Source organism: Rhizobium phaseoli, from assembly GCF_003985125.1.
In the GTDB taxonomy this organism is placed as follows: Bacteria; Pseudomonadota; Alphaproteobacteria; order Rhizobiales; family Rhizobiaceae; genus Rhizobium; species Rhizobium phaseoli.
On sequence record NZ_ML133565.1, the window covers coordinates 57,941 to 73,160 of the forward strand.

The 15,220-nt window shown below is 57.2% G+C and carries 14 protein-coding genes and 1 pseudogene; 4 read left to right on the top strand and 11 right to left on the bottom strand.

The features are described from left to right. Positions 1-4: 4 nt before the first annotated feature. Complete coding sequence (locus EFD56_RS00245) at positions 5-1,501, top strand: FAD-dependent oxidoreductase (protein WP_126904406.1); 1,497 nt, start codon at positions 5-7, stop codon at positions 1,499-1,501. Next, positions 1,501-3,150 carry a GMC family oxidoreductase gene (locus EFD56_RS00250; RefSeq protein WP_012490237.1) on the top strand — a complete coding sequence of 550 codons (1,650 nt, stop codon included), beginning with the start codon at positions 1,501-1,503 and terminating at the stop codon, positions 3,148-3,150. Before EFD56_RS00245 ends, EFD56_RS00250 begins: the two co-directional genes overlap by 1 nt. Positions 3,151-3,265: 115 nt before the next feature. On the opposite strand, the gene EFD56_RS00255 is transcribed toward EFD56_RS00250, so the two are convergent. From EFD56_RS00255 to EFD56_RS00265, 3 genes are all read right to left on the bottom strand, one after another. Further along, positions 3,266-4,498: an MFS transporter gene (locus tag EFD56_RS00255; RefSeq protein WP_126904407.1), complete on the bottom strand. Its 1,233-nt coding sequence runs from the start codon at positions 4,496-4,498 to the stop codon at positions 3,266-3,268. A gap of 81 nt (positions 4,499-4,579) precedes the next feature. Next, on the bottom strand, positions 4,580-5,455 hold the full coding sequence (locus EFD56_RS00260) for a sugar phosphate isomerase/epimerase family protein (RefSeq protein WP_126904408.1): 876 nt from the start codon (positions 5,453-5,455) through the stop codon (positions 4,580-4,582). Between the two features lie 54 nt (positions 5,456-5,509). Then, positions 5,510-6,517 (bottom strand): Gfo/Idh/MocA family protein, encoded by a 1,008-nt coding sequence (locus EFD56_RS00265; RefSeq protein WP_225881828.1) that lies wholly within the window; start codon positions 6,515-6,517, stop codon positions 5,510-5,512. 141 nt (positions 6,518-6,658) lie between these two features. Between EFD56_RS00265 and EFD56_RS00270 the strand changes: the two genes are divergently transcribed. Next, on the top strand, positions 6,659-7,483 hold the full coding sequence (locus EFD56_RS00270) for a helix-turn-helix domain-containing protein (protein ID WP_004670035.1): 825 nt from the start codon (positions 6,659-6,661) through the stop codon (positions 7,481-7,483). 34 nt (positions 7,484-7,517) lie between these two features. Here the strand turns inward: EFD56_RS00270 and EFD56_RS00275 are convergent, their stop codons facing one another. Further along, positions 7,518-8,213, bottom strand: a complete 696-nt coding sequence (locus EFD56_RS00275) for a hypothetical protein (protein WP_004670038.1) — start codon at positions 8,211-8,213, stop codon at positions 7,518-7,520. 319 nt (positions 8,214-8,532) lie between these two features. On the opposite strand from EFD56_RS00275, the gene EFD56_RS00280 reads away from it, so the two are divergent. Then, positions 8,533-9,969, top strand: coding sequence for an aspartate ammonia-lyase (locus EFD56_RS00280; protein WP_126904586.1), 1,437 nt, complete (start codon positions 8,533-8,535; stop codon positions 9,967-9,969). 4 nt (positions 9,970-9,973) lie between these two features. Here EFD56_RS00280 and EFD56_RS00285 read toward each other — a convergent pair whose 3' ends face one another. From EFD56_RS00285 to EFD56_RS00310, 7 genes and pseudogenes are all read right to left on the bottom strand, one after another. After that, positions 9,974-10,741 carry a DeoR/GlpR family DNA-binding transcription regulator gene (locus tag EFD56_RS00285; RefSeq protein ID WP_126904409.1) on the bottom strand — a complete coding sequence of 256 codons (768 nt, stop codon included), beginning with the start codon at positions 10,739-10,741 and terminating at the stop codon, positions 9,974-9,976. 91 nt (positions 10,742-10,832) lie between these two features. Then, the gene (locus EFD56_RS00290) at positions 10,833-11,834 is read right to left on the bottom strand and encodes a glycoside hydrolase family 3 N-terminal domain-containing protein (protein WP_126904410.1); all 1,002 of its coding nucleotides are present in this window, start codon (positions 11,832-11,834) and stop codon (positions 10,833-10,835) included. Between the two features lie 3 nt (positions 11,835-11,837). Next, positions 11,838-12,455: a DeoR/GlpR family DNA-binding transcription regulator gene (locus EFD56_RS00295; RefSeq protein ID WP_245440560.1), complete on the bottom strand. Its 618-nt coding sequence runs from the start codon at positions 12,453-12,455 to the stop codon at positions 11,838-11,840. 6 nt (positions 12,456-12,461) lie between these two features. After that, a pseudogene (locus EFD56_RS33040) lies at positions 12,462-12,653 on the bottom strand (DeoR family transcriptional regulator); the annotation flags it as partial. Continuing rightward, positions 12,650-13,276 carry an HAD-IA family hydrolase gene (locus EFD56_RS00300; protein WP_126904412.1) on the bottom strand — a complete coding sequence of 209 codons (627 nt, stop codon included), beginning with the start codon at positions 13,274-13,276 and terminating at the stop codon, positions 12,650-12,652. The gene EFD56_RS00300 and the pseudogene EFD56_RS33040, both read right to left, overlap by 4 nt. A gap of 714 nt (positions 13,277-13,990) precedes the next feature. After that, complete coding sequence (locus EFD56_RS00305) at positions 13,991-14,377, bottom strand: VOC family protein (RefSeq protein WP_245440526.1); 387 nt, start codon at positions 14,375-14,377, stop codon at positions 13,991-13,993. A gap of 33 nt (positions 14,378-14,410) precedes the next feature. Next, on the bottom strand, positions 14,411-15,175 hold the full coding sequence (locus tag EFD56_RS00310; protein WP_126904414.1) for a sugar phosphate isomerase/epimerase family protein: 765 nt from the start codon (positions 15,173-15,175) through the stop codon (positions 14,411-14,413). Positions 15,176-15,220: the final 45 nt, after the last annotated feature.

Below are 15,220 nucleotides of genomic sequence, written 5' to 3' on the forward strand. Positions count from 1 at the left end.
TGCCATGCAGCAGACGGCGGATGTGGTAATTATAGGCTCAGGCATCGGAGGAAGTTCGCTTGCCTACAGCCTTGCCGAGAGCGGCCTCAAGGTCATCATCCTGGAGCGCGGCGGGTACCTCAGAGACAGCGTGGAAGCTCGCGACGACGTCGCGATTTTCCAACGGGGCTTCTATCGGCCAGCGGAAGAGTGGCTTGGAACCGACGGTGAAAGCTTCCTTGCCAACAACTACTACTATGTTGGCGGAAATTCGAAATTCTTCGGCGCTGTGATGTACCGGTATCGAAAGGAAGATTTCGAAGCGCGTCCACACCTCGACGGAAATTCGCCGGGGTGGCCATGCACATATGAAGAGCTGGAGCCGTGGTATGAGCGGGCTGAGAAGGTGTTCCAGGTACGTGGCGCGCTCGGTCAGGATCCGACGGAGCCTTTCCATAGCAAACCCTACGCCCATCCTGCCGTTCCCGACGAGGCGCCGATTGCGTCGGTCCGCGACCGGCTGAAGCGGGCAGGTGTCCATCCGGCGAGCCTGCCGCTGGCGATCGACATCGAGGCTTGGCTTCACCGCGCAAAGACGGGCTGGGATGCGTTCCCGAACACAGGTGTCGGCAAGATCGATGCCGAGGTCGGCCCGTTGACGGAGGCGCTGCGTCATCCAAACGTTACCCTCATGACCGGTGCTAACGTGTCCCGCCTGGAAACGGACGAGACCGGCACCCGCGTGACTGCTGCGGTCTTCGTCAAAGACGGGTTCGAGCAGCGGATCTCTGCCGGCATATTCGCTGTCGCCACCGGCGCGGTTCAGACTGCAGCACTTCTGCTCCGGTCGGCAAGCAAGGCTCACCCAACGGGCTTGGCCAACAGCTCAGACCAAGTCGGCCGGAATTTCATGAACCACAACACATCCGCGATGCTGGTACTCGATTATCGCCGCAATGCCTCGGTCTACCAGAAGACCATTGCCTTCAACGATTTTTATAACGCCGATAACGACTGCCGGGCGCCGCTCGGAAACGTGCAATTGCTGGGGCACATCACCGGCAATATTTTGAAAGCGAATTTCCCAGTGCCCGCACCCTCATGGCTGGTCCGCCTGATCGCGCGACACGCCTATGGGTGGTTCCTCACCAGCGAAGATCTTCCCAATCCGGAAAGCCGGGTGATGGTCCGCGAGGATCGCATCGTCGTCAACTGGATCCGGTCGAACATGCGCGCCCACCAGGCGCTCATCAAGAAAACAAAGAATGTCATGCGAAAAGCAGGCTTTCCGGTCGTGCTCACGCACACCTTCGGTCGAAAAACAACCTCTCACCAGTGCGGCACCGCTCGGCTCGGGCATGATCCGAAAACCTCGGTTGTCGATCTAAATTGCCGTGCGCATGACGTCGAAAATCTTTATATTGCCGATGCCTCAGTTCTTCCAACATCGGCGGCAGTTAACCCGGCCCTGACCATCGCTGCCCTCGCGATCAAGGCGGGTGCTTCGATACGAGGTGTGTGATGTTGCTTCCCCCGTTTGGCTCTGCGCGCTACGGAATCAAGCCGCATTCTGGCAAGCACCATCGCTACGACTATATTGTCGTCGGCGGCGGGTCGACCGGCTGTGTGATCGCCTCGCGATTGTCCGAGGATGAAAATCTCCGAGTGGCTCTCCTAGAGGAGGGGCCTACCGATTCTAGCCCATACATCCACATTCCAGGCGCCTACTACAAGACTGCTCAGGGAAGCCTCTTGAAGCGTTTCGCCTGGGAGGCCGGTCCGGAGCTTGCGCGCAACGAGCAGCAGACGATGGTACAGGCGCGCGTGCTCGGCGGCGGTAGTTCGGTCAACGCGATGATCTATATTCGCGGTGTTCCCTCGGACTACCAGCAGTGGGTGCAATTGGGCGCTGCGGGATGGGCCTATGAGGACGTGCTTCCATATTTCAGGCGTTCCGAGGACAATAACCGTTTTTGCAATGATGCACACGGCGTCGGAGGTCCGCTCGGCGTCTCCGACATCGATCACGTCCATCCCTTGACGCGCGGTTGGCTACAGGCATGCCAGCAGGCGGGTCTTCCCTATAACCCGGATTTCAACTCCGGCAGTCAGGCGGGGTGCGGGCTCTATCAGATTACCGCAAGGGACGGTAAACGCAGCAGTGCTGCCGTCGCCTATATCAAGCCAGCGAAGGGACGACCGAACTTGCAGGTCGTCACTCGCACCACTGTCACTCGGCTGATCATCGAAAACGGCAGGGCTGTCGGTGTCGAATACATCCGCAATGGTGAGAAGCATGTGCTGCGTGCGGAGCGCGAAGTCATCGTGTCGGCGGGCGCGATCGCCACGCCGAAACTCCTGATGCTTTCAGGCATCGGACCAGCCACCGAGTTGAAGCGGCACGGGATCACCGTGCATGCAGATCTTCCAGGTGTCGGTAAGAACCTGCAGGACCACGTGGAAATATCACTGATCTATCAACTGAGTGGTCCCTACAGTTACGACAAATACAAGAAGATGCATTGGAAGGCGGCCGCCGGTTTGAATTACGCGCTTTTCAAGGGCGGGCCTGCATCATCAAACCTCATCGAGGGCGGTGCGTTTTGGTGGGGCAATAAGAGCGAACATGTCCCCGACATCCAGTTTTTCATGGTGGTCGGCGCGGGCATCGAGGAAGGTGTCGATGCCGTACCGGGCGGCAATGGTTGCACGATCAACCTTGGTCAGATCCGGCCGAGGTCGCGAGGCGAAGTCACCTTGCAAAGCGGCGATTTCAACGCCGATGCCCGCGTTGCGCCCAATTACTTCTCTGATCCGTACGACCTGGAGGCAATCACCGAGGGTACAATGGTGGCGATGGATATCATGTCAAAACCGGCGCTCTCGAAATATCTCCAGTCACGATATGTGCCGGCCCCGAGCGTCAGCACGCGCGATGACATCCGCGCGTTCTGCCAGAGAGCCGCGCACGCAGCACTGCATCCGTCGGGGACTTGCCGGATGGGTATCGACGAGATGGCTGTGGTCGACCCGCAACTTCGCGTCAGTGGGATCGAAGGCCTTCGCGTCGCCGACGCATCAGTTATGCCGACATTGATTTCTGGCAATCCAAATGCCGTCTGCATCATGATCGGGGAACGGGCGGCCGACTTTCTGCGCCTCACACACTAGGGCGACAGAGACAACTTGATCGAGCGGGCGATGTTGGCAACGACATCGCCCGCTTTCGTTTATCGCGAAGGAGTCCGTTCCACCAAAAGGTCCAAGCCACCTCGTGTGTCGCCGCTCAGGTTTCGTGTCGGAGCTTGAGCCCATGAAGCGCCATGCTCTTGGCGACTGCGAAACCGACGATGGCGACAAGAACAAAGCCGCCCATGATTACGCCAAAGCTTGTTGCCAGGCTCGAATGCTGGGCGACAAAGCCGAGCAGCGCCGGTCCTAGAAGCAGGCCGCTATAGCCCATCGTCGTGGCGATCGACATCGCCCGTCCGGCCGAATCCCCTCCAAGATGACCGGCGGCCGCAAAGACGGCTGGAACCAGGTTTGCTACTCCGATCCCGCATAAACCAAGGGCAAACATCGTAATGCTAATGCTGCTCGACACGACGATGACCGAGACCGAGACAGCGCACACCACACCGCCGATGCGAATGACATTGACATGCCCAATGCGCCTCGTCGCCCAGTCGCCCGCAAACCGTCCGAGTGCCATTGTCGCGGAGAAGGTTGCGAACGCATAGGCTCCGACGCTTTCGGAGGCCCCGTGTTCGGTGACGAGAAAGATTGCGGTCCAGTCCATCACCCCGCCTTCGGCCAACATGGAGAGAAAGGCGATGGCTCCGAACATGATGACAAGAACCAGCTGTTCAGGGCTGAGTTGTATTTTCTTCATCGCGTTCGACTTGGTGCTGCTGATGCGATGTTCAAATGACCGTTTTCTTGCGATCAGACGTGAGCCGAAGGCAACGAGGACGACGCTTGAACCTGCAATGCCGAGGCATAAGTTCAACCCGCCACCGATCGAAACCAACTGGCCGACAAGAAGTGCGCCCAAGAGCGCCCCGACACTGAAGACCCCATGGAAGGAGGACATCAGGTGTCGTTTCGATGTCCGTTCGAGGTGCGAGGCTTCGGTGTTCATCGAGACGTCGAGCGTTCCGAAGCCTGCGCCTGCCGCAAGGATCAGAAGGGCGGCGGTCAGGACGCCGGGAGCCAATGGAACCAAAAGGATGCACGCCCCGAACACCACGCAACCCGCAAGCGAGAACTTGTCGCTCTGCAGTCGGTCAATAAACCGTCCGATCGTCACCATCAGAACAATCGCGCCCAGCGCGAACCCAAGAAGGAGGAAGCCAAGTTCTCCCTTGCTGATCGCAAGCCTCGTCGAAACGAGCGGAAGGCTGGAAGCCCACGCTCCGATGCCTATTCCGGCCGCGAGGAAGAAAGCACAACATCTTGCCCGCTTTGACGAGCCGATGCGCCGGAGCACGCCTGTTGGTGCTGGCCTGGTAAACAACATTGAGACACCTGATTATCGCGGAAGGTGGTGCTTGGCGGTCCCAGCTTGAAACAGTGAAGTCCGCCGTCGAAGGTAAGTTTTCTAGGGGGCGAGTAAGTCACTCATCAGGTCTTTGAGTCTACGAGCGACCGCAAAACTGTTTTCTTGGTGATTGCGACGGCAAAAGAGCTCGCAACTCCACCATCCCTCGTAGCCGGTTGCTCTGACGGCATCCGTCCACTCCTGAAGATTTAGCACCCCTTCTCCGGTAGGCACGTCCCGGAGTACAGGCTCATCCGGAATGCCGCCATCGAACTTCAGGGAGTCGCAGACATGAATGCCGTAGAGCAGCTCCTTGTCGAGCTTGGCAATCCTCTCCGGCGTGTCACCGGACGTGTAGCAATGCCAGAAATCCACGAGCAGCCGCAGATTATCGCGGCCCGCTTTCTCGATTACCCTGAGCTGCTTGTCCAGCGTATTGAGCGGCGTCCATGACAGCGCTTCGAGATAGAGGATAAGATTGTGGTCGGCGGCAATCTCCGACAGCTCCCGCAGATTGGAAGCGGTAAGGTCGACCTGCTCATCTTCTGGAAGGTCGACCAAACCCCTGTAGAGATCTGCCGCCGTTCGTTGCCCACGCGCGACCTCTAGACTCAGCGGTCCTGTAATCACTTCGACACCCTCAGCGCCCACGGCACCCGCGAGTTCGAACAGACGGTTTGCTTCCGCAAACAGTTTGGTCTTGTCATCCTTCTGGCGCTCAATATCAATGAGAAAGCCGATTCCCGGGATGAATGTATCACCAACAAGGGATCTGAGCTCGCTTCTCGATAAGCCAGCGTCAAGGCAGTTCGCGATTTTGTCGCCAGACGCCTCTAAGCCGTCGAAGCCTATCTGCCGTGCAATTTCGACATCGATCGCTAACGTCGAATGCCGGGCGACCAGAGAATGAAGAATGATCTGATCAGGCTTTCTCACCGTTGCTCTCCTTGATGATGTGCGTGCACGTTGCGGAGCAGCCGAGAACTCTGCTCATGCCGTGCCCCTCGGTTTGATGTCGACAACGTCGCCCGACTGGGTCGACGCAATGATCGAGTTAATGGCGGCAAGGTTTGCCACGCTGTCCGCGCCAGTCGAAAGCCAGGTCGGCCTTCCATGAAGCCCGGTGACAAAATCCTGAATGGCAGCCACGTGCACGTCCTTGTCACGGATCGGAATAAGCTCGTTCTTGCCGCCGATCCTGCGCGTCAAAGTGCCGGATCCGCGACCGTAGAGCGTCCCAATGGCGGTCAGCGATCCCTTCGAACCCGCAATCATGACCGTGTCTTCGATCTCGGCGGTCAGGAAGCTTTCATGTGCTTGGAAGATGCAGCCGTCATCCATAGCGAGGACGAAGGCAAGGTGTTGCGACCCACCGCCCATCGGCTTCGAAATCCCGGTGGCCCGATGGGGCTCCGCGTCGGTCAAGAACCGGACAAGATCAACGTCCTCGATTGCCGCGTCGAAGAAGATGTCGCCTTCCAGATCGGCGAGTTGACCACGGCGATTGGGTGAAGGATGAAATGCGCCGCCGCGCGCCACGACAATCGAATGAATCTGGCCGATCTCGCCGTCGCGGATCAGGCGCTTCATCGTTTGATGAACGCTAGAAGCGCGCGCGATGTGATGAACGGCGAGCGTGACCTTGAGGTCATGACAGAGCGACACGAGCCGGGCTGCCTCTTCACGCTCATTGCTGATCGGGCCATCACAGAGAATGTGTTTGCCCGCTTTTGCGGCTGCGGCGATGTGAAACGAGCGTCGCTCCCGCGTGGCGCTGACATAGACGAAACGCACATCGCGATCGGCCCACACTCGTTCGAGGTCGTCGGTCGCATTGGGGATGTCAAGATCGCCGGCAAACGTGCCTGCGTAATGGGCATTGCGGCTGACCACCCATAGCGGTTGATGGCCAATCGAGCGTATCGCGGAAACCATTTGCTCGGTCGCGATGGTTTCCGTGCCCATGATCGCCCAACCGACTCTCTCGTTGCCTGCCAAGTGGTGGATTCCCTAGTGTTTCATCGGCCACTATGGCGTTGGATCCCTTATCGGAGCAATTTCGCAACGGGTTGAAGATGTTCTCAAAGTGGCGTAGAATTAGCGTCAGAGTGCTTCAGGTTCGAGCTTTGGGATAGGGTCATGAACTATATGATGGACGATCCGGCGTCGTTTGCCGCCAACTTGCGAACGCTGTGTGATCGCCAAGGCTCGGTGGCGGCCGTGTGCCGCAAGATCAAGGTCAATCGCCAACAATTCAACAAATATCTTTCCGGTGCCCATCTGCCTGCAGCGGCTAATATGCGTATTATTGCAAATTATTTCGGCTTGAGCGTGCCGATCCTGTTTTCCGACCCCGAGGAGTTCCGAACGCTCGTTGATGGTAACTTCTTTCATGCTATGTCGGCGGTCAGGCAACTGCCGGAATTTGCGCGTTTCGTTTCCGCAATGCTTGTCGAAAATTCCGTTCCCGACAGCGATCTCGTCGGAGTCTACGACCGATACCAATTCTCCTCAATCTACAAGGGCTTCGTGTTGAAGTCCGCATTCTGCATATACAGAGCAAACCAGTTCCTGCAGCATTATTACGTCGAGCGTTTCCCCAGTTTCGATGATCCCAAGAAGATGGAATATGTCTTCAAGTATTATGGTTTCTGTTTTCCAGTGGCGGATCGGTTATTCACAGCCGATTTCGAGGGCATTCAGTCGAACGAGCTGACCTTCGGCGTCTATGCTCAGGTCAAGCGCAACTCCAAGAAGTTCATGTTCGGGATTTCGAGTGGAATTGCGGCGACAGTGTTTCGTCAGCCTTACTCGACTAAGGTCGCCTTACATTACAGGGGACCCGGTTTATTGAAGAGGGAGCAGCTGAAAGGGATCACCGTCATGGACAAAAACGATCCGGCGATCCCTCGAGAGGCACTTCAATATCTGGGCGATGGCTCAGACATGATTCAGATGTCATGATCGGCTAACCCTGGCGCCCTGTCGCAATCGTCGATCAGGGGTGAAGCTCGACGGCAAGCCACACGGAATCGGTATCACAGTAGTAGCGGTGCCATGGGTAAGTCCATTTGTTTTCGCCGGTAACGCGGCAGAAGGGGTCGTGTGAATAGCCGATCGGCATCACGACATCTTCGTACAGCGTTCCCTGATCGCGTTCGTGGAATTTCTGCATGCGACCAAGCCCATGGATCTGCGTATGGACCTCGAGGAAGGGGTGCTCGTTGTGGATGAAGCAGTCGGTGTCGCCTGGCGCCCACCACAGGTTGAGCTTGAGCGTGAAGGGCTGTTCCGCCGTTGGAGCTGCGTGCTCGTTTGTGAACACCTTGGGGTCGACCGTAACCGTTCCGATCTCGTCCTGCGCCGAAATGAACAGCGGCGTGTCGCGCGGGAAGCTGCGGATTCTGTTGCCGAGCCAGTCCCATCCTCGAAACTGAGCACCGCCCAAATTGGTCGCCTTGCGGACCTTGATCAATGCAGCTCGCTCTGCCGACTTGATTCTGCCGCCCTTCAACCATGTTGATTTCCACGCCGGAACGATTGCAGGATGATCGGTGCCGGTGATCATCGGCGAGGGGCTGATGTTGACAACGACAGCATCTTCGACGTCGAGATCGACGACGTTTTCTACAAGCTTCGCCGAGATGAAATCGTCTGCAAATGCGAGGTCTCTGGTCTGGTTATGCACGATCATGGATCCCGAATGATGGAGATGATTACATCAAGCCATTTCGGGCGCGCCAAATAAATTGCGCGATAGTGCGATTAGCGGCGCAAAATGATTATCTTTTTGCGTCAATATGCGAAGGGAATGCGTTGGCGCAGTGGCCCGCAGGCAAGGGCCACGGTGAGCCCGAACCTTTGCAGGGCGAATGTTTGTTGAATGCCAAGGCGGAAGGGCCTGCGATCCTTCGCGTTACTTGCGTCATACTGCTCATCGCTTATCACCGCAGCGAAATTTGATCGAGAAGATTGCTGAATTATTCTTCATCGACAACCATTGGGGATGGAAGATGGAAGACGCAGCACTGGTGCCTGAAGCATCGAGCATTCGCTTCGAGGCGGATTCACTCGGGCATGTCCCGGTCCCGGCTTCGGCCTATTATGGGGCTCAGACGGCGCGCGCGATCGCAAATTTTCAGATCTCCGGCATTCCGATCGGCCACTACCCCGACCTTATCCGATCTCTCGCCTATGTTAAGAAGGCAGCAGCCAGCGCCAACTTTATCCTTGGGGACCTGTCGGAAGACAAAAAGGACGCGATCCTCCGCGCGTGCGACGAGGTTGCCGAAGGACTGTTTGCCGATCAGTTCGTCCTTGACGTCTTCCAGGGCGGCGCCGGCACATCCACCAACATGAATATGAATGAGGTGATCGCAAATCGCGCGCTCGAGCACCTTGATCTGCCGCGCGGGCGATTTGACGTCATTCATCCAAACAACGATGTCAATTTGTCTCAGTCGACCAATGACGTTTATCCAACCGCCATCCGATTGGCCCTCGTCCTCTCGACACGGAAATTGCTAGATGCGCTGGAATACCTTTCGGCCTCGTTTGACCGTAAGGCAGGGGAGTTCGGCAGCATCTTGAAGCTCGGCAGGACCCAACTTCAAGATGCCGTCCCTATGACGCTCGGCCAAGAGTTCACCGCTTTTGCAGTGACCTTACGGGAGGATATGTCACGACTGACTGAGGCGGTTGCCCTGTTTCATGAGGTCAACCTCGGCGGTACGGCAATCGGCACCGGGATCACCGCCGATCCCCGCTACGCCTCAACGGCGATAGGTGAGCTGGCAGCGGTCTCCGGTGTGCCTCTGCGGCCGGCCAGCGACTTTGTCGAAGCGTGTTGGGATACCGGTGCTTTCGTCCTGTTTTCCGGTACCTTGAAACGAACCGCCGTCAAGATATCGAAAATTTGCAATGACCTTCGGCTCCTGTCGAGCGGGCCTCGCGGCGGCTTCGGGGAAATCACGCTGCCGCCGATGCAGCCCGGCTCGTCGATCATGCCCGGCAAGGTCAATCCCGTCATTCCCGAAATGGTCAACCAAGTCGCTTTTCAGGTCATCGGCTCTGATCTTGTCGTCACCATGGCTGCAGAAGGCGGGCAGCTGCAGTTGAATGCCTTCGAACCTGTCATTGTCTTCAATTTACTTCAGTCGATATCGTTGATGACGAGCGCTTTCCGCACATTGGCCGACAGATGCGTCGCCGGCATTGTCGCCAATGAGGAGGCTTGCCGGCAGAACCTCGAAGCGGGTACGGCGCTTGCAACCGCATTAACGTCGCTCATCGGTTACGAGAAGGCGGCAGAGCTCGCAAAGCAGATACTCTCCACCGGCAGGACAATGCGGGAATTGCTGGAGGAGGACAGCAGCCTCTCTTCGAGCCTTATCGAACAGGCTCTCGAGGTGAAGTCGTTGACGCAGCCTATCAGGCTTCGGCGGGTTTGAAGTGTTAGTCGGCGCGGATGATCCGATAGCCCGCCTGCTCAAGGGCATCGCCTTCGCTGGAGTCGAGCGTCTCGTCGAGGACCAAATGATCGACGTCCCTGGCGTCGCCAATCCTGTACGGCGCGTGTTCATGGAATTTACCCGACGTGGCCATCACGATGGTGGTTCGGCTGTTCTTGATCAGCGTCTTTTTGAACTGAGCTTCGCCGAAGTGATGGACTCGAATTCCCCATTCGGCTGAGATGGAGCAGCCTCCAACAAAACTTCGATCGATGATCGTGTTTTCGAGAAACGAGACTGCCGCGGCATCGACGCTGCCACCAATCGCATGGTCGACCAGTCCGCCCACCAGAATGAGAGGATGCGCTGCTCTCGTCTTCACGGCAAAAGCCACGTCGATCGAATTTGTCGCCACAGCGACCTGACGATCGGTGGGAAGGTAGTCGACCAAAGCGATGTTGGTGGTGCCACTATCGATGAAGACAAGCTCACCGTCCTCAATAGTCCGAGCTGCGGCGCGCGCAAGCCTGCGCTTCTCGTTCAGGTCCTGAGTCAGCCGCATCGAGAAGGGTAGAGCGGAGCCTGGTATCGGCAGCGCGCCGCCATAGACCCGTCTGCAACGGCCCTCCGCCGCAAGCAGGCGCAGATCGCGCCGAATGGCGTCTTCAGATACATCAAATTCGATCGCCAGCGATGCGGCCACGACGTTTTGCCCAGCGGCCAATCGCATGGCGATCATCTCTCGACGCGACAGGGAAAGCTCGAGCTTCATGGCAACAAACCGCAGGCCTCCGATGGTGGGGGCAAGACAGCGGACGAAACGCGGTCGCCGGCGTTGGGAGAGATCTTATCTGCAAACGTCGTCATGTGGCTGCCATCCTGCGAATTCGATCCGCGGCTTCCGCCAGTCGCGTCGCTGGGAGCGTGCCGCGTTCGACGGCATCGACTATCGATGAGGAAAGATTTTCAAGATTGGCGCTGCCTGCAACGAGCAAAAGATCGGCGCCTGCGACCAATGATGCGATTGCCGTTTCCGCGAGCGAGCGATCGCGCATGGTTGCAGGAGCGTCGAGGTCGTCGCTGACGATCAGACCTGAAAAACCGAACTCTTTTCGTAGCAAAGAGATGATCGCCGGAGACGTGCAGGCGGGCTCGGCTGGATCGATCGAGCGAACAACCGTCGGTCCGACCATGACCGCCTTTGAGCCGGCGTGAATTGCCGCCCTGAACGTGGCCGCGTTAGCCAAGATTTCGTCAAGCGGCGTTTCAAGAGCAACGTCCTCAACAGCCGGATCTCCCGCGAGATCGTTAAAGCCTGGAAAATGCTTGGTCGCCGAAGCAATTCCCGCGCGTTGCACCCCAGTTACAAAGGCCTGCACCAGACGCGCGACCTCAATAGGGTCGGAACTCATCGTCCGCTTTTCAAGCCACGGGTTCGTGCCGGTGACGACATCGGCTACCGGAGCGAGAAAGAGTGTGACACCAAGCGCTCGGGCGGCGACAGCCATCTCAAAGCAGCGATTTTCGAGTTCCTGTCTGTCCATCGCAAGGGCCTCATCGAGACGCGGCAGCTCCGGGACGATGCCCTTGAGACGCTCGATTCCAGCCAACTCCTGATCGACGGCTACAATCAGATCAGGCCGAAGCCTCGTCAGCTTCTCAAGACGTGCCGCGAAAATCTCAGCCGTCTCGGATCGCAGGCGGTCGTCAGACATCGATCTGGCGACATATTCAGCCCGCGTTTCTCCGATCAGGATGGACCAGCCCCCGTTTTCAACAAACGGTACCATTACCTCGTCGAAGTCGAGGTTGGCGAATGCTGGCAGCAGGACAGCATGGGCATCCTCACGGATTGTGAAATTCATGAGCTATTTTTCTCCTGTCGAATTGTCCGCTTTTGATCTGGCCTCGACTACCTCGACACCGGCTTCTCTTATCCTCGAGATCAACGGTTCGCTCGTCGTTGTGGTGTAGAGCGTAGATATCGTCGAGATCGGCGCAACTTCGTAAGTTGCATTGCGGCCAAGCTTGTCGTGTGAAGCCAGGAGAAGCGTCTTTCCAGCCGCCTTCATCATCGCAGCCTTTAAAAAGGCATCCTCAATGTCGTCGGCCCGCAGTGTCAGGTTCTCGTCGACCCCGCAGGTTCCGAGAACGCAGATATCTGCGCGGACGCCCCGCACGGTCTCCGCTGTGAGCGCTCCGGTGGCGCTCCGTGTCAGGCGGTTGAGTTTGCCGCCGAGGAACGTGACGTCGGCAATCGGATGGTCGAGTGCGGCGGCAGCGATGTCTATCGACGTCGTCAGGATCCTAACCTGCAACGACGGCGGCAGGTTGCGCAAGAAGTGGAGAACAGTCGTGCTGGAATCGACGAAAATTGTGACGTCGTTAGGAATGCTGGCTGCCGCCGCGCGCCCGATCGCTGATTTGTCAGGTGCATCCAAGGCTTCTCGCCGCCTGAAATCGAGGACGGGTGCGGAAAGGCGCATTGCCCCGCCATGGAATCGCTGCACCAGCCGGGCATCGACGAGTTCCTTCAGGTCGCGACGGATCGAATCTTCCGAGACGCAGAGTTCGCGGGCGATTGCTGTTGCGAGTACGCGGCCCTCTTTATTGATCCTCTCGAGCAAGATGGCCTGGCGTTCTTCCGGCGAAGACGTAGGCACGACCTCGTGTCTGTTCTTCATGGGCACAACCCGGTTTGCGAAAGTAGACCGAGCGCGACGAGTCGCCTCTCAAGATCCTCAGCCGTTGAGAAGTGGACGGTATGGAAACCCAGCTTGTTGGCGGCGGCGATGTTTGCCGCATTGTCATCAATAAAGATGCAGTCTTTTGCGCCGAGGCCGGACCTTTCCAGGAAACGCTGGAAAATCTCCTCTCCTGGCTTGATCGTCTTTTCTCGGCCCGAGACGACAAGCACATCGAAGAGGTGAAGGAAAGGGTAGAGTTTCGTCGCAATCGGAAACGTCTCGGCCGACCAATTTGAGATAGCATGAACAGGTATGTTCTCGCGCTTCAGGCGCCGCAAGATGTCCGCGGTACCGGGAACCTCGCCACCCAGCATCTCTTGCCACCGTTCCCAGAACGCCGAAATGAGGCCCGCCTTTTCCGGGTGCTTCGTGGCCAATGCCTTTATGCCCTCGGAAAAGACGTGGCCGGCGTCGAACTGCTGGTTCCACTCGTTGCTGCAGACATCGCGGAGAAAAGCTTCCACGCTCTCTTCGTCCGGAAGGAGCTTGCGGTAGAGGTATCGGGGGTTCCAGTCAATGAGAACGCCCCCAATATCGAAAACGACAGACGATGGCCCCACAGACGTACTCCTTGCGTGTTTGTGCGTTAATATGCTTGATCGCTCAGATAGTCAAGAGAAGCATGCAAGAAACCGCATGAGAAGCGGTGAAGGTGCGTCTCGGCGAGTTTTCCGCGTGGTAACAGTGAAAAAAACTGCTGCCGTTGAGAGGACCTCAACGGCAGCAAAATCGGCCTTGAAAGGGCCGAGGAAAGCCTGGGGAGGAGTAGCGAAGGCTATGCGCGAGAACCCAATGGAGTACAGCAGCGATCGCGATCAGGGCTTTCAATCGTCTTTTACATCGCAGGCGGCTCTACCACAATTTCGCAAGCCCATGCCTCAATGGTCACTCAGTCGTGCCAAGTGCTTCATCGTGCGTCAGTTCATTTTCCAAGCTTCCTCTCGGCGATGAGCTCGACTTGCGTTCAGATCAACGCATAGCAAGCTCGCATGACTAGTCACTCGGGAAATCGACTTTGGTCTTGGCGGCGCCGAGTGTTGCAAAGGCGCATTCGAAGATGAGCCGATCCACGCGATCTTGAAATGTCCTTGGTTTGGCACCGGCGATCGAATCAGAATCGCAGTAAGGGCAAATCTGGCCATTGGACTCGTTGCGATCGCGGCTGCAAGAAAGCGGTTATCCACGACGATCGTCGACAACTGACGGACGTCTGGCACGACGCCTAGCTCGACATATATACCGAAAACAGCGCAGCGGCATGGAGGCAACGGGAGTCAAGGGCTGTGATTATTGACCTCAATCCAGTATCCATCGGGATCCTGGATGTAGACTTGTCGATACCCGTCGAACCGTTCGCCAACCTTGTTGATATTCCCCGGCCAATCATAATACGCGATCGCCCGGTTTTGCATGTCGGCTAGAAATACGTCGAGGTCGCTCACTCGCAAGGCAAAGTGCGTATCCTTTCTTAGCGACGTGGTCGTCGTATCTCCTTCGCTCAAATGGATTGTGTCGCTGCCGCCGATTTTGAGCCAGCGAATCTTCGCATTGCTGGTTTCCGCAATGACTTCAAAGCCGAACACGTCGGTGTAGAATTTGATGCTTCGCGCAAGGTCTTTGACGAGAAGTGAAAAATGATCAATCCGGTATTCTAGGTTCACAACGTCCTCCATGCCCAGCTGCGTGTGTAGCTCTCAAGTGTTGAATCGATTAAGGTAGCTTAGGCTTCGTTTGGCAAATTCCAGTGGTTGGCGCGGATTGTCGTGCTCAACAACGAGCAACCAGGCGCCACACTCGGTTGCTGTCTTCCATAGCGACGGCCATAGCATGGTTCCACCACCAACATCAGACCATCCGTCTTCGTCCTCGTGAGTTCCAATGGGCGCCTCGTCCTTGATGTGAGCCGATACGAGGATGCTCCGATATCTTTTCAGCCAATCTGCTGGGTTAATTCCCGCTCGGCTCATCCAGGCAATATCCGCCTGCCACTTCAATGGGCTTCCTCGGGCGGCCGCAGTCAGGATCTCGAAGCCAATGCGCCCATCTGAGAGGGGCAAAAAGTCTTGGCGCATGTTGTGATAGCCAAGCCCAATCCCGGCACTGTGCAATCTCTCAGCTAAATGAGCCAACTCAGATCCCATAAAGCGCCAGCCACGCGCGCTACTCCTTGACGCACCAAACGCAATGCCTGGCACAAATAAATGTTTGATCTGGCAACGTTCACATACGTCAATCAACCGCACGAGGCCATTACGCAATGCCGGATAGCTCACATGGGCTGACGGTGCCAATAGATGGTGTGCGTCCAGCATGGCTTTTAGCGCCCGGGGATCAGCCAAATGCTCTTCCAAGAGTTCGACGGCCTTAAAACCCGCCCAAGCGGTCGCGGCCAACTGCTTTTCGAGCGGGCCTAGCGACCGAACCGAATACAGCTGCAGCGCTATAACGCTTCTTGTCATGTCCTCAACCTTCTCGCCGATCCGACAGGGACATTCTCACCTTTT

Excerpts from the sequence above, each read along its gene's own strand:
- EFD56_RS00245 (WP_126904406.1), top strand. The coding sequence starts at position 5 with ATGCAGCAGACGGCGGATGTGGTAATTATAGGCTCAGGCATCGGAGGA.
- EFD56_RS00250 (WP_012490237.1), top strand. The coding sequence starts at position 1,501 with ATGTTGCTTCCCCCGTTTGGCTCTGCGCGCTACGGAATCAAGCCGCAT.
- EFD56_RS00255 (WP_126904407.1), bottom strand. The coding sequence starts at position 4,498 with ATGTTGTTTACCAGGCCAGCACCAACAGGCGTGCTCCGGCGCATCGGC.
- EFD56_RS00270 (WP_004670035.1), top strand. The coding sequence starts at position 6,659 with ATGAACTATATGATGGACGATCCGGCGTCGTTTGCCGCCAACTTGCGA.
- EFD56_RS00275 (WP_004670038.1), bottom strand. The coding sequence starts at position 8,213 with ATGATCGTGCATAACCAGACCAGAGACCTCGCATTTGCAGACGATTTC.
- EFD56_RS00280 (WP_126904586.1), top strand. The coding sequence starts at position 8,533 with ATGGAAGACGCAGCACTGGTGCCTGAAGCATCGAGCATTCGCTTCGAG.
- EFD56_RS00285 (WP_126904409.1), bottom strand. The coding sequence starts at position 10,741 with ATGAAGCTCGAGCTTTCCCTGTCGCGTCGAGAGATGATCGCCATGCGA.
- EFD56_RS00290 (WP_126904410.1), bottom strand. The coding sequence starts at position 11,834 with ATGAATTTCACAATCCGTGAGGATGCCCATGCTGTCCTGCTGCCAGCA.
- EFD56_RS00295 (WP_245440560.1), bottom strand. The coding sequence starts at position 12,455 with ATGCGCCTTTCCGCACCCGTCCTCGATTTCAGGCGGCGAGAAGCCTTG.
- EFD56_RS00310 (WP_126904414.1), bottom strand. The coding sequence starts at position 15,175 with ATGACAAGAAGCGTTATAGCGCTGCAGCTGTATTCGGTTCGGTCGCTA.